14 protein-coding genes and 1 pseudogene are annotated in these 16,447 nt (G+C 39.1%); 8 read left to right on the forward strand and 7 right to left on the reverse strand.

All coding sequences use genetic code 11. The features are described from left to right. Positions 1-119: 119 nt before the first annotated feature. A complete protein-coding gene (locus tag VF06_RS33555) occupies positions 120-1,352 on the reverse strand; it encodes an FG-GAP repeat domain-containing protein (protein ID WP_099070516.1) in 1,233 nt (410 codons plus the stop codon). Between the two features lie 586 nt (positions 1,353-1,938). Here VF06_RS33555 and VF06_RS33560 point away from each other — a divergent pair. Further along, entirely contained in the window at positions 1,939-3,249 is a 1,311-nt protein-coding gene (locus tag VF06_RS33560; protein ID WP_099070517.1) for an aminopeptidase P N-terminal domain-containing protein, read from the forward strand. 380 nt (positions 3,250-3,629) lie between these two features. Here VF06_RS33560 and VF06_RS33565 read toward each other — a convergent pair whose 3' ends face one another. Continuing rightward, complete coding sequence (locus VF06_RS33565; protein ID WP_099070518.1) at positions 3,630-4,175, reverse strand: hypothetical protein; 546 nt, start codon at positions 4,173-4,175, stop codon at positions 3,630-3,632. Between the two features lie 359 nt (positions 4,176-4,534). Between VF06_RS33565 and VF06_RS33570 the strand changes: the two genes are divergently transcribed. Further along, positions 4,535-4,936 (forward strand): nuclease A inhibitor family protein, encoded by a 402-nt coding sequence (locus VF06_RS33570; protein ID WP_099070519.1) that lies wholly within the window; start codon positions 4,535-4,537, stop codon positions 4,934-4,936. Between the two features lie 198 nt (positions 4,937-5,134). Here VF06_RS33570 and VF06_RS33575 read toward each other — a convergent pair whose 3' ends face one another. From VF06_RS33575 to VF06_RS33590, 4 genes are all read right to left on the reverse strand, one after another. Further along, on the reverse strand, positions 5,135-5,980 hold the full coding sequence (locus VF06_RS33575) for a DNA/RNA non-specific endonuclease (protein ID WP_099070520.1): 846 nt from the start codon (positions 5,978-5,980) through the stop codon (positions 5,135-5,137). 449 nt (positions 5,981-6,429) lie between these two features. Then, positions 6,430-6,612, reverse strand: a complete 183-nt coding sequence (locus tag VF06_RS33580) for a hypothetical protein (RefSeq protein ID WP_099070521.1) — start codon at positions 6,610-6,612, stop codon at positions 6,430-6,432. A gap of 139 nt (positions 6,613-6,751) precedes the next feature. Further along, the gene (locus VF06_RS33585) at positions 6,752-7,573 is read right to left on the reverse strand and encodes a hypothetical protein (protein ID WP_099070522.1); all 822 of its coding nucleotides are present in this window, start codon (positions 7,571-7,573) and stop codon (positions 6,752-6,754) included. Next, entirely contained in the window at positions 7,570-7,815 is a 246-nt protein-coding gene (locus VF06_RS33590; protein ID WP_244918088.1) for a hypothetical protein, read from the reverse strand. Before VF06_RS33590 ends, VF06_RS33585 begins: the two co-directional genes overlap by 4 nt. 371 nt (positions 7,816-8,186) lie before the next feature. Here VF06_RS33590 and VF06_RS33595 point away from each other — a divergent pair. Both VF06_RS33595 and hemF read left to right on the forward strand, forming a co-directional pair. Continuing rightward, a pseudogene (locus VF06_RS33595) lies at positions 8,187-8,724 on the forward strand (hypothetical protein); the annotation flags it as partial. Positions 8,725-9,474: 750 nt separating this feature from the next. Beyond that, the gene (hemF, locus tag VF06_RS33600) at positions 9,475-10,479 is read left to right on the forward strand and encodes an oxygen-dependent coproporphyrinogen oxidase (protein WP_099070525.1); all 1,005 of its coding nucleotides are present in this window, start codon (positions 9,475-9,477) and stop codon (positions 10,477-10,479) included. A gap of 662 nt (positions 10,480-11,141) precedes the next feature. Here hemF and VF06_RS41630 read toward each other — a convergent pair. After that, the gene (locus VF06_RS41630) at positions 11,142-11,300 is read right to left on the reverse strand and encodes a hypothetical protein (RefSeq protein ID WP_180267483.1); all 159 of its coding nucleotides are present in this window, start codon (positions 11,298-11,300) and stop codon (positions 11,142-11,144) included. Here VF06_RS41630 and VF06_RS33610 point away from each other — a divergent pair, their 5' ends adjacent. From VF06_RS33610 to VF06_RS33625, 4 genes are all read left to right on the forward strand, one after another. Then, the gene (locus VF06_RS33610) at positions 11,301-11,876 is read left to right on the forward strand and encodes an L-2-amino-thiazoline-4-carboxylic acid hydrolase (RefSeq protein WP_257207632.1); all 576 of its coding nucleotides are present in this window, start codon (positions 11,301-11,303) and stop codon (positions 11,874-11,876) included. A 5-nt stretch (positions 11,877-11,881) separates the two neighbouring features. After that, a complete protein-coding gene (locus VF06_RS33615; protein WP_099070528.1) occupies positions 11,882-13,303 on the forward strand; it encodes an FAD-binding protein in 1,422 nt (473 codons plus the stop codon). A gap of 276 nt (positions 13,304-13,579) precedes the next feature. Then, a complete protein-coding gene (locus VF06_RS33620) occupies positions 13,580-15,007 on the forward strand; it encodes a glutamyl-tRNA reductase (RefSeq protein WP_099070529.1) in 1,428 nt (475 codons plus the stop codon). A 211-nt stretch (positions 15,008-15,218) separates the two neighbouring features. After that, positions 15,219-16,307, forward strand: coding sequence for an aromatic ring-hydroxylating dioxygenase subunit alpha (locus VF06_RS33625; protein ID WP_099070530.1), 1,089 nt, complete (start codon positions 15,219-15,221; stop codon positions 16,305-16,307). Positions 16,308-16,447 lie beyond the last annotated feature (140 nt).

Genomic DNA, 16,447 nt, shown 5'->3' on the forward strand with positions numbered 1-16,447 from the left:
TGGGGATTGGGGAGATAAGGCGGATGAGGGACAATAATAACTCCTAACTCCTCACTCTCCACTCCTAACTCCTGAATTCTGAATTCTGAATTCTGAATTCTGAATTCTGAATTCTAATTTTAGAAGGTATACCACTCTGGGGTCAGTCTATCTGCTTCACCGATGGGAGTTTCGACGGCGGTTGTACCATCGATAGTCCAAATGTTGTCTGCACCTGCTGTTTGGTCGCGCCAGTAGATGTCAGTCTTGCCATCACCGTTGAAATCGCCAAGGGATGGTGTCAGAGCTGCACTATTGCTTGGGAGGAAGGCTTGAGTTGCAATGTTTGTACCATCCATTAACCAAGCTGTGTTCTCACCTGTGGTTGTATTGCGCCAGAAGATATCGGTCTTACCATCACCGTTGAAATCACCGATTTGAGAATTCCAAGATGAATCGTATGTTCCCAAAGCACCTTCTGTAACTACGATGCCTCTCATCACCCAAACTTTACTTTCACCTGTTTGAGTGTTTCTCCACAGCAAGTCGGTGGTTAAGTCGCCGTTGAAATCGCCAAGTTGATAAGTCCAAGCTGCGTCTTGTGATTGCAGGCTAAACTCAGTCTTTTGGGCACCATCCATAAACCAAACGCTGTTTTCGCCAGTTGTCTGATTGCGCCAGAAGATGTCACTCTTACCGTTGGCATCGAAATCAACAATGCTAGCAGTTAAGGCTGGGTCAGTGGTGTCTAAAACAGTTGCATTCACAACTGTTGTGCCATCCATTTCCCAAATAGCGTTCTCGCCGGTTTGGCTATTGTGCCAGAAGATATCTGTTTTGCGATCGCCATTGAAATCGCCAATATTTGGAGTCCACGCTGGATCGACGGTGGTTAAAGAAGCTGCGCTAGCAACTCTAGTTCCATCCATTAAAACAATGGTGTTCTCACCGGTTGCTTTGTTGCGTAATAAAAAGTCGGTTTTGCTATCACCATTGAAATCAGCAATTTTGTAATCATAGGCCGATAGATCGAATTGACCTAAGGAACCCTGTTCAACAATTCTTGCTCCATCCATGAGGCGAACAATAATTTCACCTGTTTGGGTATTAACCCAAACTTTGTCTGTTTTGCCATCAGCGTTGAAATCAGGAACGATCGCTGCACTGGTTAAGTATGGATTCGGATTGGGATTTGCTGACACCACCGCAGATTCTTGTGGTTGGGAAGAACTGCTACTGCCAAAAAATGAACCAGAATTTAGAGGATTTGAATTATCAAGACTAGATGCTAATAATGCTTGCGATTTTTGGAAAGATTCTGATGCCAATTGAGATGTATTCAAAGACAAGTCTGAGGAACTTTTTCCAAACATGATGTTTTTTTATCATTAGTTGTTATCTTTTTTTAACTTTTTTGATTAATACCTTTCTGTAATTAAAGAACATTTACCTGGCTTTCCATATTTTTTTATAACTATTTTTTTTTGCTTAATGTCAGTCTTTAAAAACAATTTTGCCTTCTATTTAAATTATTTATTTCAAAAATTCAAGTGCTATACAAACAATTAACAAATACATTTTGTATATGATGATTTATAGATAAATCATGTTATGTTTTGGTCATAATCGTTGTTAACAGCGAACATTTAACAGTCATTTGTCTTGAAAAGTTCAGATTATATTGACTGTTAATAGCGAACAGTTAACAGTCATTTGTTTTGAAAAGTTGAGATTATATTGACTGTTAATAGCGAACAGTTAACCATCAATAATCAACAGTCAACGAACTTAACAAGCAACCATGCAATTTAAAACCCCAATAGCTTATATAACTTGAGTGGAAACAAATATTGGCTAAAATAACTAAGATTGGCAACTACTAGTGAGAAGCATTATCATGTGCATCCTCTAGTTATCAAAAGTGTAAAAAAATACAATAATTTTAGAAATACATCAACTATGCAAACAGAATATCGGCAACGTCGCGAACAGTTAATGGCAAAAATTGGTAATGGTACAGGGATTTTTCGCAGTGCGCCAATGGCAGTGATGCACAACGATGTTGAGTATGTTTATCGTCAAGATAGTGATTTTTTCTACTTAACTGGATTTAACGAACCCCAGGCCGTTGCAGTGTTAGCACCCCATCATGGGGAACATCGGTTTGTGCTGTTTGTTCAACCAAAGGATCGGGAAAAAGAAGTATGGAGTGGTTATCGCTGTGGGATAGATGCAGCAAAGGAAATTTATGGTGCTGATGAAGCGTACCCGATTCAGGAATTAGATGAAAAATTACCCCAGTATTTGGAAAAAGCCGATCGCATTTATTATCACTTGGGACGCGATCGCGCCTTTAATGAGACAATCTTAGGGCATTACCAACGGTTACTACAAACTTATCCCAAACGCGGTACTGGGCCTGTGGCCATTGAAGATACGGGGACTATTATCCACAGCATGAGGCTAATCAAAAGTGAAGCTGAGTTGGAATTGATGCGCCAAGCAGCAGCGATCGCTATTGAAGCACACAATCACGCCCAAGAAATTGCAGCACCGGGACGTTATGAATATGAAATTCAGGCGGAAATGGAACGCATCTTTCGAGTGCGGGGTGGAATGGGCCCGGCTTATCCTTCCATTGTGGCCTCCGGTGTGAATGCTTGCGTATTGCACTACATTGAGAATAATCGGCAAATGCAAAATGGAGAATTGCTGTTAATTGATGCCGGTTGTGCCTATGATTATTACAACTCAGATATTACGCGCACATTTCCTGTGGGAGGGAAATTTACACCAGAACAAAAGACATTATATGAGATTGTTTTAGAAGCACAAAAACAAGCGATCGCTCAAGTGCAACCAGGTAATTCCTTCAAATCAGTTCATGATACAGCAGTGCGCGTTTTGACCGAAGGTTTAGTTGAACTTGGGATTCTCCAAGGAGAAATTGACAAGTTAATTGAAGAAGAGAAATACAAACCATATTATATGCATCGCACCAGCCATTGGTTAGGTTTGGATGTGCATGATGTGGGAGTTTACCAGCATGGTGAAGATAAACCGCAGATTTTACAACCAGGTCAAATTTTAACAGTGGAACCAGGACTTTATATTGTTCCAGATACTAAATTAGCAGAAGACCAACCAGAAACTCACCCGCGTTGGGTTGGTATTGGTATTCGCATTGAAGATGATGTGTTAGTCACACCTAATGGACATGAGGTGTTAACTGCGGGAGTTCCCAAAGAAGTGGATGAAGTAGAAAGATAAAATCAAAAGGAGTCAGAATTCAGAATTGGTGAATACTCTACCCATAAAAGGATAGAGTTTTAACCGTTGAAAAAATTTAATACTGGTTTCCCCCACAAGGGCGAAGGTTTTAAAGCAATATTCATTATCCATAGGACTTACGCAACGCCGATATTGTCATTGCGACCGAAACGGAGTGTAGGGAAGCAATCCCAGCGTCAGGGGGGATTACTTCTCTACGAGACGCTGTGCGTAGCTTGCTTCTGTGTAGGAGTACGCTATCGCTCGTAATGACCCAATTACGTTGTCCCGATCCAGTCGGACTCCAATTCATACTGAATTCTGACTCCTGAGTTCTGAATTCTGTTCAATAAAATCCTAACGCTTAACAATCTCTCAAATCAACTACATCCCTCCACATATTCAACCTCTGGTAGTTTACCTGAGCGAAACTGAGTTACACGCTTACCATCAGTCTCAAATACTACACGATAATTTTCATCGGCTTGTTCTTTTGGTACAAATATTAGGTAATGACCGCCTTGGACATATTTATGAGGAGTAACTTGAATTTGTCCTGGATACAAAGATTTAATCCGCGCTTCAGTATCACCAATTTTTGCACCTTTGAAGGTAGTAATTTTACTATCTCTCCAGACATCCACCCTGGAAATACGTCCTTCTGTCACCATAAATCCAACATTTTTCGGTTTAGATTCCGGCTTTAGGTAGTAGCAATATTTATTTGGAGTTTCACCAACTAAGGGAGTACCAGCAGCTTTGCTGGCTTGAGAAACTGTCATTCCAACTCTTACCTGTCCAATACCATTGGCGAACAATTTAGATTGCTCAGTTAGTTTTGTCTGTGCGATGACTGTTCCCACAGTTACCGATGAAAGAGCAAAAGTTAGGGTGGTAAGAGTCAATAATTTAGCTTTAGTATTCATTTGCTGCAAATAAAAATGGGTAGATATTTATATACAATAGCCATGTTGCCAGTTTCGGATTTTTGTTGGGGTGATTGTTCAAACCAGGTAATAAAGTAATTTTTCATCCAAATGGATGAGGCGAAAATAATTGTTAATTGATATTACTTATGAAATTTATCAATAGAGCGATCGCACTTTTCCGACCTTTCTCTATCTTTTAGTAAATCTTTCGTTAAAATCTGATATTTCCACAGAGTTATTCAGATATAAATCTATCTTTTTAGAGGTAATTATAACTCTGCAAATATGGTAAGATAATGATAGTTATATTGTTGAAAATAATATTAAATTTAAGATATCGTATACCAATAATTTTTATGAATCAGCCAATTACTAAAAAGCTCAAACAAGCCTCAGATAATTTACTCATGATGAGTGAATCAGAATATCCTTTTGAAGTTTTTTTGTGGTCTAATCAAGCTCAAACACCTTTGACAAATCAAAAAATTCTACAATTAACAGAGCATCCTCAACAAACATCAGTTGAAGAAGTAGAACTAGATGATTTTTTTCGCAATTGTGCCCAAGAAAAAGAATGGCAAGATGAAATCCAAAAACAAAATGTATCAAAATTTCAATCGCTTGTCAAAACATTAAAAGATAACCTCACTGATATCAAAGTTTATCGCATAGGTACGATAAATATTGATGTCTATATTGTTGGTAAAACTGCATCTGGGGACTTAGTGGGAATTTCGACAAAAGTTGTAGAAACCTAAGCCAAAAATTATTAGCCAGTAGTGGCGTGACAAAACTAAAATGTTGCAATAAATTTTATTGTGGGATGGGTATCCTCACCCCTCCGGGCGGGCAGGATGCCCACCCCACAAGAGTTTCTTAATGCACTATTTTAGCCCGGTCACGCCACTACAGATACTTAGATTTTTTCTCAAAACCAAATCGAATTCCTAATATTCTTACAAATTGTCAACTCTAGCTTCAATGGTATTTTGAACAGATGTAGAGACATTAGAAAGCAAATTGTAACCAGTGTTTGTTTCAATAGAATCAACACTGACTCTGTAGTTTCTCCAATCCACGTTTCTGATACCTTGTGTGTTAGGCATGTTGACAGCAATTACTCTTGTGTTAGTAGTAACGTTACTAGCGTCAGAATTTGGTGAATTTAATACTACAATCACCTTCCAAGTTCTGGCTGGAACTGTAACATTACCATTAGCAATTGTGCTTCTTGTTCCATTCGACCCAGTTCCACCAGTTCCATAGGAACCCGAAATAATATAAAGTTCTTTCCCTTGGTTTACTAAGTCTCTAGAATAATTTTCTAGCGCAGCCCAAGGCCCTTGATTATTATCGGGTGACTGAGGAATTATATTCGTCATTAAGAAAGTAGCAGAGTTATTGGTAACTGTATTTGTCCTATCTGCTGAAGCAGTCATGTGTCCTCTATCAAAACCGCTACCAGTGTAATCAGAAGAACTGACTCGATAACAGCTTGCAGGTAATGTAGTATCAGGACGAAAATCATCTTGGCGAGGTGCGCTTCCTAGCCATGATGCGTTCAATTGCCAACTCACCCAATTAGATGTACCTCTATAGCAATTATAAGAAACTGCGTACTGAGATTTGCTTAATAAAAGATTGCTGTAACTAGTCCCAGCATTACTAGGATTACCCATTCTTAAATGAACGCTTGAAGTTTGGGCAACTAGTGGCTTTTGTAGATAATTCAGCAGAGTAAAAAATATCGCTGCTGGTAAAGCAATGGGTAGAATAGCCCTGAAAAATTGAGACTTCTTCATTTGTTACTATTTATTTCAACAAACTACAATTGTTTCTGTTAAAGTTACAGAAATTTGGTAAAACTTACCGATCGCAATATAACTATCGTTGTCTAATAAAAGGTTAAAAAGCTGTAAATATCACATTAAAATCTAGTATTTTGGTGAGGATTTCAAATAAAATAAAGTAGTACATATAGCAATCCTAAATAATTTGTGAAATATTACATGTTAGGTTGTTGACTGTTAACCGTTGACAGTGAACAGTGAACAGTCAACACCGATATGTTTGCCAACTGAAATAGGATTGCTATTTACTAGGACTTACGCAACTGGCATATTATTTTAAGTTTGTAGTAAGGACTTTAGTCCTCTCTTCGAGACGCTACGCGAACAAAATAAGGGCTGGAGCCGCTTACTACAAGCAAAAAGCTTTTATTTTTTGTGACACTTGCGTAAGTCCTGTTTACTTAGAAAGAAGCAGGGATATTAAAAAATATTCCTTGGCCGAATTGATTTTTGAGAAAGTCTTCTAGTTCAATTTCATCGTCATTGTAAATTTGAAACCAAGTCTCGATGTCGTACTTCAAGAAGTATACGAAAAATTGCCAAATCAAAAGTTGCTGCCCAACGCTTGCAATTGCGATGTTCATTGTATTTTCCTCAGATTATTTCAAGTGTGTGATTAAGAATTGGTTAAACAAATTAATCTTTTGGCACAGCTTTCTAGCAAAAGCTTTTAATCCAAAATTGGTAAGCTGCTCTGAGCATTTTTCTGTTGACAGTTCACAGTCAACAGTCAACAGTCAACACTTCTCTAGTCTGTAACTTCAACTGATTCAATACCTGTTGTAATTCCACTTCTAAGATGTAATTTTCATTCAGCGAGCTAAAGTACAACAATGCAGTTTCATAGCAGGCAACAGTTATGTTTGTGCGCTCTTCTGAAGTTAGTGTTGCGGCTATTTTAAGTGTTTCCTCCACATGGTTTACGTCACTACCCAAACAACTGTGCATCCGCAAACAACGAGTAGCATCCGTATGAGGTGGTAGTATTGCTTCCACTAGTTGGATATGCTCTGCTTTGATATTCATTGCTAGACGTTCCATCGTATAACAATATCCAACACAACCAATTGGATCTGCTGTTTGCACGCTGCGAGTGAACAAATCTAGCAAAGCAATCGCATTTGGAGGAACCAGTGCTTTGACTACGGCTTGTGCATCATATCCCATTGACTGAATATCAAGCAAGGCGAGGCGATCGTGACCTTGTTCTTCATGGGCTTTGTGTGCGGCCCACTGTGCTAAACTCCAGCGTCCCAATCGAGCAAAACGCCCAGCTGCTTCTTCCATTAATACCTCAGTGGAATGAGTTAAATGGTAGGAAGCGGCGAGTTGCCAGATCCAGCGAGAGGGAGTTAAGGCGGGTGGCTTGCAGTTTGATAATGTATCTTTGGCAGCAGATACTATAGCTCTATCTAGAAGTTTGCGAGTCTGCGATACTTGGTCTGTGTCAAATATTAGTTGGATAAAGGGATTACTGCTCTTGAGAGTGGATTCGTTACTGTTGTTAGGTTTGTCGATGTTAGTTGAACGGAACAATAGATTCATGGCAAGTTGCTCTCATGGGTTCTTTCGACCCATTCACGAATAAGGTTGTAGAGGATAAAGCGTTGCATAACCTCTCTTTGAGCACAAAGAACTTTAAATCGCGTCTTTAGGAAGGAAGGAATATATGCCTTAACATCTGTGATATTGTCTCGGTTCTCATCCAAGGTGTCAGTCATGAAAGAAGAAGTTGGCCCATCAGCCTGTACCCATTCGCTGATTAAGACTTGTAATACTTCACTCATCTTTAATCCATATTGTGCACACAACGCTTTGAACCGAAACTTAAGCACTTTCGGCATAGTACCTTTTATTACCGCATATGCCTCTTGGTTCTCCTTATACATCCAGCTTCAAAAAACGAAAATTCAAAAGCGCTTTGCAATCTAGAGTAAGTTTTCTGAAAAATTTCACCAGTAAAGACTAGTGAAGTTAAGGAAAAAGTTATTGAATAGCGATAAGACTACATGTATTTTTATAAAGCTTCCAGAAAATAAAATATACTAAAAAATAATAATAATCATTATCACTCAAGTAAAAATAGGCTGCCTTTCCTAGCGTCTTCTTCGCTTTTGATAGTAAATTCAATGATGATTGAATTTTTGGATGAACACAGATGCCAGTAGAATTAACAGATTCACTAAAAAAGTTGTTGAAGGAAACCGCACAGCAATTAAAAGGTGCAGAAAAACGTAAATTTATGGCACAAACAGTTATGGCATTAGGACATGGAGGACAGTCTCTAGCAGAACGAGAATTGGGTTGGAATCGTGTAACTATTAGTAAAGGTATTAAAGAATTAACTACTAATATCACTTGTGTAGATAATTATCGCAGTAGAGGCCGTTATAAAGCAGAAATAAAACTGCCAAATCTTTTAGAAGATATCAAAAAATTGGTGGATTTACAAAGCCAGATAGACGCAGGTTCTAAAAGCAAAACTTTGTCTAAACGTCTTTCTGCTGCCCAAGTGAGACATCAATTAATTGAGAAGTTTGGTTATAATCAGGAAGAATTACCAACTTTAGAAACAATTCGTGTCAAGTTAAATGATTTAGGCTATTCCCTCAAGCGAGTTGGCAATATTCCATCTCGAAAAAGTACCCGTAATCAATGTAATTTTTGAGCAATTATTTATAGTAAAACAAGAAGCCATAACAAGGGCGACTTATGAATGTATGTTTGTTTCAGAAGTGGCGATCGCTATTTTTATATTTAACAGTATCTAAATAATTAAATCCCACGCCTGAATAATTTTAATACTACAGCAGTTCTAAATAATTTATCAAATTTTGCTGCCCAGGCTGTTATTTGACTACAGTCAACAGTCAACACCTCCTGGTCTGTGAAAATGATTATCAATTATTGATAATTGTATATTTTATTTTCTGTAATCTACTAAATATTGAAGAAAAGAAAATAATTGGTATAAAGCTTAATCATTCATAACAATATTTTGTCTTCTATCTAAAGATGGAGATATTAATTATGTTGAGGTTAAAAATCAGCTAAAAATAACTTATTGTTTAGTTAAGTAAAAACTGTGGTAAACACTGACTAGGAGTGTAACTAGTTAACCTCATTGAAGTTATGCTGTTTTTCTTCTCAAACCAGTCAGTTACTTTTTAATAATTTTTTTATAATTTTCCTAAAATTCCAGATCTTCACTAGTAAAAACTTAGCTGAAGAAAAAGAATAAATAATGAAAAGATTTAGCTGCTGCGAAAAATTAAAGTAATGAACGCACAAAGCTAGCTCTTTACTGGCGAGACTTTTGCTACAAAGCAAACATACTTAATCGATGAAACCTCAAGATGAAAACTTGAGAAGTAACTTCCAATTTTTATAGATTCCAAAATTTCCTTTTCGCAAATAATTATTTAGTCACAACGAGGTCACTTGTCATGGTTCAAATTCTTGAAAACCCAGCAGTCAAGCAACCACCGGTTAGTAAAAGAGTTGAAAGTTTTTTGTTAGATATGTTTCATAATGTTTGCGAAGCTATTGAGGAAATAGATGGAACTAAGCTTCACGAACAACAGTGGACAAGAAATGAAATCGGTCAATGGGTACAAGGTGAAAACAATGATGGTGCTATCTATATCGACAAGTCCCTACGCAGCGGCAATGTATTTGAAAAAGTAGGCATCAACTACGTGTCAATGCAAGGTGAATTACCTCCTGGTGTCACCTTCCAAGGATCGGATGTTGTGATGGCTGACCCTGCAACCATAGCGCCAGATGCAAAAGGTACTTCTTTCTTTGCTACCAGCACCAGTGTTGTGATTAACGCATTTAATCCAATGGTGCCTACAGCACACGTTAACTATCGCTACTTTCAGTTGGGTGATGGAACTGAACCTGGTTCTTGGTGGTTTGGTGGTGGTGGTGATTTAACACCAATTTACTTATTTGAAGAAGACGCAGTTCATTTTCATCAATTACATAAAGCAGCTTGCGACCAACATGACCCAGAACTTTATCCACGCTTGAAAAAGTGGTGTGATGAATACTTTTATCTACCTCATCGCGGTGAGTGCAGAGGTGTGGGTGGAATTTTCTTTGACAATTTACAACACTCCGATGTTGAAACCCTACTTTCCTTTGTAAAAACTTCTTCTGAAGCTTTTATCCCTGCATATTTTCCTATTGTCAAACAACGCCAGGATATGGAGTTTACAGAACAGCATAAATATTGGCAGCGTATCAGACGCGGACGTTATGCCGAATTTATCCTATTACATGATAGAGGTGTACGATTCGGATTAACAAGCGGTATTGTTAGTACCCAAAGTGTCCTTAATTGTATGCCTGGAGAAGCTTTTTGGAACTATAACGACCAACCCGCCGCTGATAGCGAAGAAGCAAAACTTTTACAGGTACTAAGAAATCCCCAAGAGTGGGTGTAAAGACACTCAACAGCAGCCGATAAAAAATGTTGGCTACTAAATCCTAATACCGTTTCACTGAAGATTGATACAGATAATACTAAAATGTCACACATTTAAATTGCACATTTTTAGTGTTGGCTGTTCGCTGTTGACGGTTAACAGTTAACTGTCAGCAGTCAGCCAAGTTCATGAACAACTCAACTGTGCAATTTAAAAGGCTTAGTTTCCACGGCGATTTGATATCACAAGCTGTGAAGCTAAAAAGTAATTTGTATCAAAAATTGAGTGAAATGGTATGAGAAGCGCCTAACTTTTACTCTTTAAATTTCTTTAGAGACAGCCTCTAAACAGGAAGTAACAAGGTGTTTATGGAAAAATTGCCGACAAGTTTTTTGCTAAAAATTAACAGAACGTTTCGCTGGTCTAATTCAAGTGAATTCGCCAAATTTAAAGCTGAAATTAGCAAATTATTGCAAGTTCAGTTTTCCATTGAAGAATTGCAGGAAATTGACATTGTATTTCTGTGCATGTTTATTAGTAGATACCTAACTTTAACCATCGTTTTACTTTATTTATGGAGTTCGATTCACGCTACTCCTGAATCATTAAAGACATGCTAAACTGCCAACAGGGTTGAGGCTTTGCGTATCTTTTGATTATTGGTTGTTAACTGTTGATAGTTAACTGTCAGTGATGGCGATCGCTGTTTCAAATATAGCAGCGATCGACCGTTGATTACCTTGTTTTTTCATATCATTTAAATCAGTAACTAATGCGGAGAACTGCCAATGGATAACGTAATCGGTATTGGCGACATTACCATGAACGACGTAATGCAAATGGATTCCTCAAAAGCAGTAAATATGTTTAGGAATCGATTTGCAGCTTACAAAAAGCTGGCAGATGAAATTGGAGAAGATGCAGCTTTTGAACAAATGATGTTAGCCTACCCCGCTCATCAAAAGGCGTTCATGGGTGCTTTCATTGACAATACCACCATAGCCAAAGGCTTTACCGATGCAATTCCCATCTTTCGGATTATGGGTTTCAACATGCAAGTCGTAGATATTTCCCAAAATGGAAAAGATGCGGCGTTAGAAATTCAACGAGTTTGTCCAGTGCTTTCAATTGCCAAAGAATATGGACTTGAAAGCCCTTGTCGAGTAATTTGTGAGATGGAACAAGAAGCAACCAGGCAAGCATTTCCTGGGATGAAAGCTGCAATTATTAGCAAGCAGGCAGATGGTGATTGCGTTTGTATGTTCAAGTATGAAAGACCTGCCAAAGAACTAGAATTAAAACCACAGGAAACACCAAGTTTCTTCTCTCATATTTTAGATTTGATTCGCTTGACTCCTAAAATCTTGCAGATTGGGATGAATCTTTTAAAAACATCTCTTTCTAAAGGATCGTAACTTTTATGAATGGCATCGTTCAAGACCTCAAGTGTTTGATTGCAGGTGAAGTCAGCGATAGTTTAGAACTTTTGACAGAAGTTTCCCAAGATTTCGGTGGTATCTACCAAAAATCTCCCCAAGTTGTAGTGACTCCGAAAAATGCTCGCGATATTGCCCAAACTGTTAAATATGCCAGTGCAAAAGGATTAGTAATTTCTTCACGGGCTGCGGGACATTCCTTGGGCGGTCAGTCTTTAAACCAAGATGGAATCGTTTTAAATATGAAAAATCTCGATGGAATTCGAGATATTCAAAAAGACCAACTTTGGTTTAAAGCTGATGCAGGAACTTCTTGGAATCAAGTAGTTGATGCTTGTGTTCCTGATGGTTTAGTTCCTCCCGTATTAACCAATTATTTTGGTGTTTCTTTAGGAGGAACTCATTCTGCGGGTGGTATAGGCGCAGCCTCTTTTCTTTACGGAAATCAAGCTGATAATTGTCTTGGTGTAGAAGTTGTAACAGCAGAAGGCGACATTGTTTGGTGTACGCCTGAAGAAAATAGCGAACTTTTTAATCACGTACTTTGCGGTTACAATCAGTTTGGAATTATTACCCAAGTTCAGCACAAACTGAGAGTTTACCCTTCCCAAACCCGCACGTATTTGCTGTTCTATGATGATTTAGATGCTCTTTTGCATGACAAACGGATTTTAGTAACCGAACAAAGAATCGATCATCTCGTATCTTTTCCAGTTCCCTGTTTGCAAGGAATATCTAGAGCTACGGGATTCATCCAACCTTTGATTCAATGGTTTTATACTTTGCGGATTACTGTTGAAGCCAATTCTCTTGAGGAAATTGACGACAAACAAATCCTTGCTGGCTTAAATTTTTACCGTCATATTCATACTGAAGATTTGGGATTTGCACAATTCATCGAACCCATGATTCAAGTAGATAGTAAAGAAATTGCCCACCCTTGGATGGATGTTTTTCTTGCTGCTTCATCTGCTAAAGATTACATTGAAACCACTCTGAAAAAGTTACCGACTTTCCTCGATATTAGTAAAACGCAAATGGGTTGTTTTTGCTTGGTAAATCGCAATAACACCAAGCCCATGTTTCGTTTACCGCAAGAGGAAGAATTGATTGTTGGTTTTGGAATTTATCCCAGCATTCCCAAATCGCAAGTGCAACCCATTTTGGCTGAATTGAAAAAACTCAGCAACCTGAGTTTAGAAATGGGTGGAAAAAGATATTTAACTTGCTGGATAGATTTTACTATTCAACAGTGGCAAAGCCAATTTGGCGATTACTGGCCGGAAGTTAATGAAATCAAAAGCAAGTACGACCCCAAAGGAATATTTAATTCTGGCTTTTTTGAATACGAACACATCACCCACCAATTCATAGAGGATGTTGCTAAGTCTGCGATCGCAGTATAACTTATGCCATATCTCCTCAAAGATTGATTATCGAAGCTGATGTAGGGACAAGGGGACGCGGGGACAAGGGAGAAATTTTAAAAAGCGATGGCGAGAAATTCGATTCTTTGATTTGGAATATATGTTTCGCTTTTTGTCAACATACTTTTTGAAAAATTTAGATGCGTTTTCCCTGACACATCACCCGCTAACAATGAAATAAATACTTTCTTCCCACACTGCCTACTCCCCACTCCCCATGTTTCTTAAAAGAGGACAAACTTCAAAGGAGGAAACATGAATATCGCACTTGTAGGTCTTAGTCACAAAACAGCTCCAGTGGAAATTCGTGAAAAACTGAGTATTCCAGAAGAACGAATTGAAAGCGCCATTGCCCAGCTGTGTAAATACTCTCACATAGAAGAAGCTGCCATTCTTAGCACTTGTAATCGGCTAGAAATTTACGTAGTTGTCAACAAGATAGACCGGGCAGCTGCTGAGGTGACTGAGTTTCTTTGCGAGTATAGTAAACTGCCCTTTGCGGACTTGGATCAATATTTGTTTACTTTGTTACAGCAAGATGCCGTTAAACATTTAATGCAAGTTGCTTCCGGCTTAGATAGCTTGGTGTTGGGAGAAGGACAAATTCTCGCTCAAGTAAAACACGCCTACCAATTGGTTCAGCAATACAACGACGGTTCCGGACGCATCCTCAATCAGTTGTTCAAGCAAGCCGTCACCGCTGCCAAGCGGGTGAGAACGCAGACATCAATTGGTACGGGTGCGGTTTCGGTCAGTTCTGCGGCAGTGGAATTAGCCCAAATCAAAGTCGAAAAGCTATCAACTTGCCGAGTCACAATTGTCGGTGCTGGCAACATGGCTCGGCGACTGGTGCAACATCTCATTGCTAAAGGGGCGACTCAAATTTCCATTGTCAATCGTTCCATGCAACGCGCTAGGGAATTGGCCAGTCAATTTAGTGATGCGGGAGTGCAATATTATCCCCTGGCTGAATTAATGTCATTAGTGGCAGCTTCCGACTTAGTTTTTACCAGTACTGCTTCAGTTGAACCCTTACTGGACAAAGCTAAACTCCAAGGTGCATTGCAACCACAACAGCCTTTGATGCTGTTTGATATTTCAGTACCTCGTAACGTTGATGCAGACGTTAATGAATTACCCCACGTACAGGTGTTTAATGTTGATGATTTAAAAACCGTCGTTGCCCAGAATCAAGAAAGCCGCCGTCAAATGGCAATAGAGGCGCAAGCATTAATCCACGAGGATTTAGAGGCATTTCAAACTTGGTTGCGATCGCGAGAAACTGTTTCTATTATTAGCTGTTTACGAGAAAAAATGGAAAAAATTCGCGAACAAGAATTAGAAAAAGCTTTTTCTCGTATGGGGTCTGATTTTGCGAAAAAACATCAAGAAGCTGTGGAAGCCCTAACTCTGAGGATTATCAACAAAATTCTCCACGAACCAATGGTGCAATTGCGGACACAGCGCGATGTAGAAACTCAACGCCTTGTCCTCCAGGTTCTACAAGTGCTGTTTAATCTCGATACCAAAGAGGTGCAATCTAATTTTGTGTCTCAAACATCCTCTTTATCAATCAGCACTCTAGAGATGGCAGTGAAAAACATCAATGTTGCTCAAATGAGACTTGAAAGTATTGAAGTCCATACAAAAGTCGAAGAAGTTATTGCTCAAAGCGTAACTTAAGAAGGTTTTAGGGAAGTCCAAAAAATAAATTATTTGGGTTAAAGCGTTGGATGTTGACTGTTGACTGTTAACTGTGAACCGTCAACAGTCAACAGTCAAGGCTTCGACTCCGCTCAGCCTTGACCCTGAGCGAAGTCGAAGGGTCAACAATAGCAATGAAATATTTTTTACTTGGAAGTATTACTCTCAACAGGAATAGCAGGAAGCAAGCATGTTAAAAAATTTCTGGTACGCTTGTGAGTTTAGCGCAGCCGTTACCAAAAAGCCCAAACAAGTCCGGATATTTAATCAGAAATTTGTCTTCTACCGTAATGCTCAAGGACAACTAATAGCCCTCGAAGACCGGTGTCCCCATCGTGGTGCTGCCTTGTCTCTCGGTTGGGTCAAAGATGATTGTATTCATTGCCCTTATCATGCTTGGAAGTTTCAAGCAGATGGAAAATGTATTGAAATTCCTGCTAATCAACCCGGAGTCCCTATTCCCAAGAATGCCCGCGTAGACAGCTATCCAATACAGGAAAAATACGGTTTTATCTGGCTATTTTATGGGGACTTACCAGAAAAAGAACGCCCGCCAATTCCACCCTTGCCAGAATTTTCCGACCAAAGGCTACAAAGAATTTTCTTTGAATACGAACTTAACGCTCACTACACCCGTACCCTAGAGAATGATATGGATATGTCCCACGTATCTATTATTCATTCCAAATCCTTCGGCAATGGGTTTGCATTAGAGCAAAAAATGGAAGACTACGAGTTGAATATAGGCGAATGGGAAGCTCACCTCAAAGTTAATGTTAGAGATTACACCAAAGCAAAAGATATTTTCGCCGTTGTTTTTCGCCCATTGCAAGCCAACGTCAAAGTAACTTTGGGCTTTTATATGCCTAATATCACACGGTTAGTGGTGGACTTTGGTCGTGGCAAACTGATTAATTTTACCGTCCACGTTCCTGTTGACGATCGCACCACCATTACCAAGCGAATTCAGTTTCGCAGTTTTTTAACTTTCCCTTGGGCAAATGGCATATTCCAACGGGCAGCTTACAAAGTTGTCATGGAAGATAAGGGTGTGGTGGAGTCTGAATACCCAATGTCAGTCCCCGATAAATTGTCAGATGAAGTTCACATCCCTTGCGATAACTTATCCATTGCTTATCGCAAACTTCGTCAAAAATGTTTCGCTATGGGATGGGGAATGAAACCCGATGGAAACCAATTAAACCACTCCAATGGAAATTTAATTCAACCTTCTGTTCGGAGGGAAGAGGATTTAACGGCGTTGCTGAATAATGGCTGATGGGGGGATGGGGGGATGGGGGGACAAGGGGACACGGGGATGGGGGGATTATGTCTTGATGCAAATTCTCAAATCATCCCGCAATGGGAGCAACGCCAAAAATTTGAGCCTTAACTGAACCGTATTAAACGAACAATCTC

This window comes from Nostoc linckia z4, assembly GCF_002608075.1.
Classification (GTDB): Bacteria; Cyanobacteriota; Cyanobacteriia; order Cyanobacteriales; family Nostocaceae; genus Nostoc; species Nostoc linckia.

Bases quoted from the DNA above. Each gene is read 5' to 3' on its own strand.
- VF06_RS33555 (WP_099070516.1), bottom strand. From the start codon at position 1,352: ATGTTTGGAAAAAGTTCCTCAGACTTGTCTTTGAATACATCTCAATTG.
- VF06_RS33560 (WP_099070517.1), top strand. From the start codon at position 1,939: ATGCAAACAGAATATCGGCAACGTCGCGAACAGTTAATGGCAAAAATT.
- VF06_RS33565 (WP_099070518.1), bottom strand. From the start codon at position 4,175: ATGAATACTAAAGCTAAATTATTGACTCTTACCACCCTAACTTTTGCT.
- VF06_RS33570 (WP_099070519.1), top strand. From the start codon at position 4,535: ATGAATCAGCCAATTACTAAAAAGCTCAAACAAGCCTCAGATAATTTA.
- VF06_RS33575 (WP_099070520.1), bottom strand. From the start codon at position 5,980: ATGAAGAAGTCTCAATTTTTCAGGGCTATTCTACCCATTGCTTTACCA.
- VF06_RS33580 (WP_099070521.1), bottom strand. From the start codon at position 6,612: ATGAACATCGCAATTGCAAGCGTTGGGCAGCAACTTTTGATTTGGCAA.
- VF06_RS33585 (WP_099070522.1), bottom strand. From the start codon at position 7,573: ATGAATCTATTGTTCCGTTCAACTAACATCGACAAACCTAACAACAGT.
- VF06_RS33590 (WP_244918088.1), bottom strand. From the start codon at position 7,815: ATGAGTGAAGTATTACAAGTCTTAATCAGCGAATGGGTACAGGCTGAT.
- hemF (WP_099070525.1), top strand. From the start codon at position 9,475: ATGGTTCAAATTCTTGAAAACCCAGCAGTCAAGCAACCACCGGTTAGT.
- VF06_RS33610 (WP_257207632.1), top strand. From the start codon at position 11,301: ATGGATTCCTCAAAAGCAGTAAATATGTTTAGGAATCGATTTGCAGCT.
- VF06_RS33615 (WP_099070528.1), top strand. From the start codon at position 11,882: ATGAATGGCATCGTTCAAGACCTCAAGTGTTTGATTGCAGGTGAAGTC.
- VF06_RS33620 (WP_099070529.1), top strand. From the start codon at position 13,580: ATGAATATCGCACTTGTAGGTCTTAGTCACAAAACAGCTCCAGTGGAA.
- VF06_RS33625 (WP_099070530.1), top strand. From the start codon at position 15,219: ATGTTAAAAAATTTCTGGTACGCTTGTGAGTTTAGCGCAGCCGTTACC.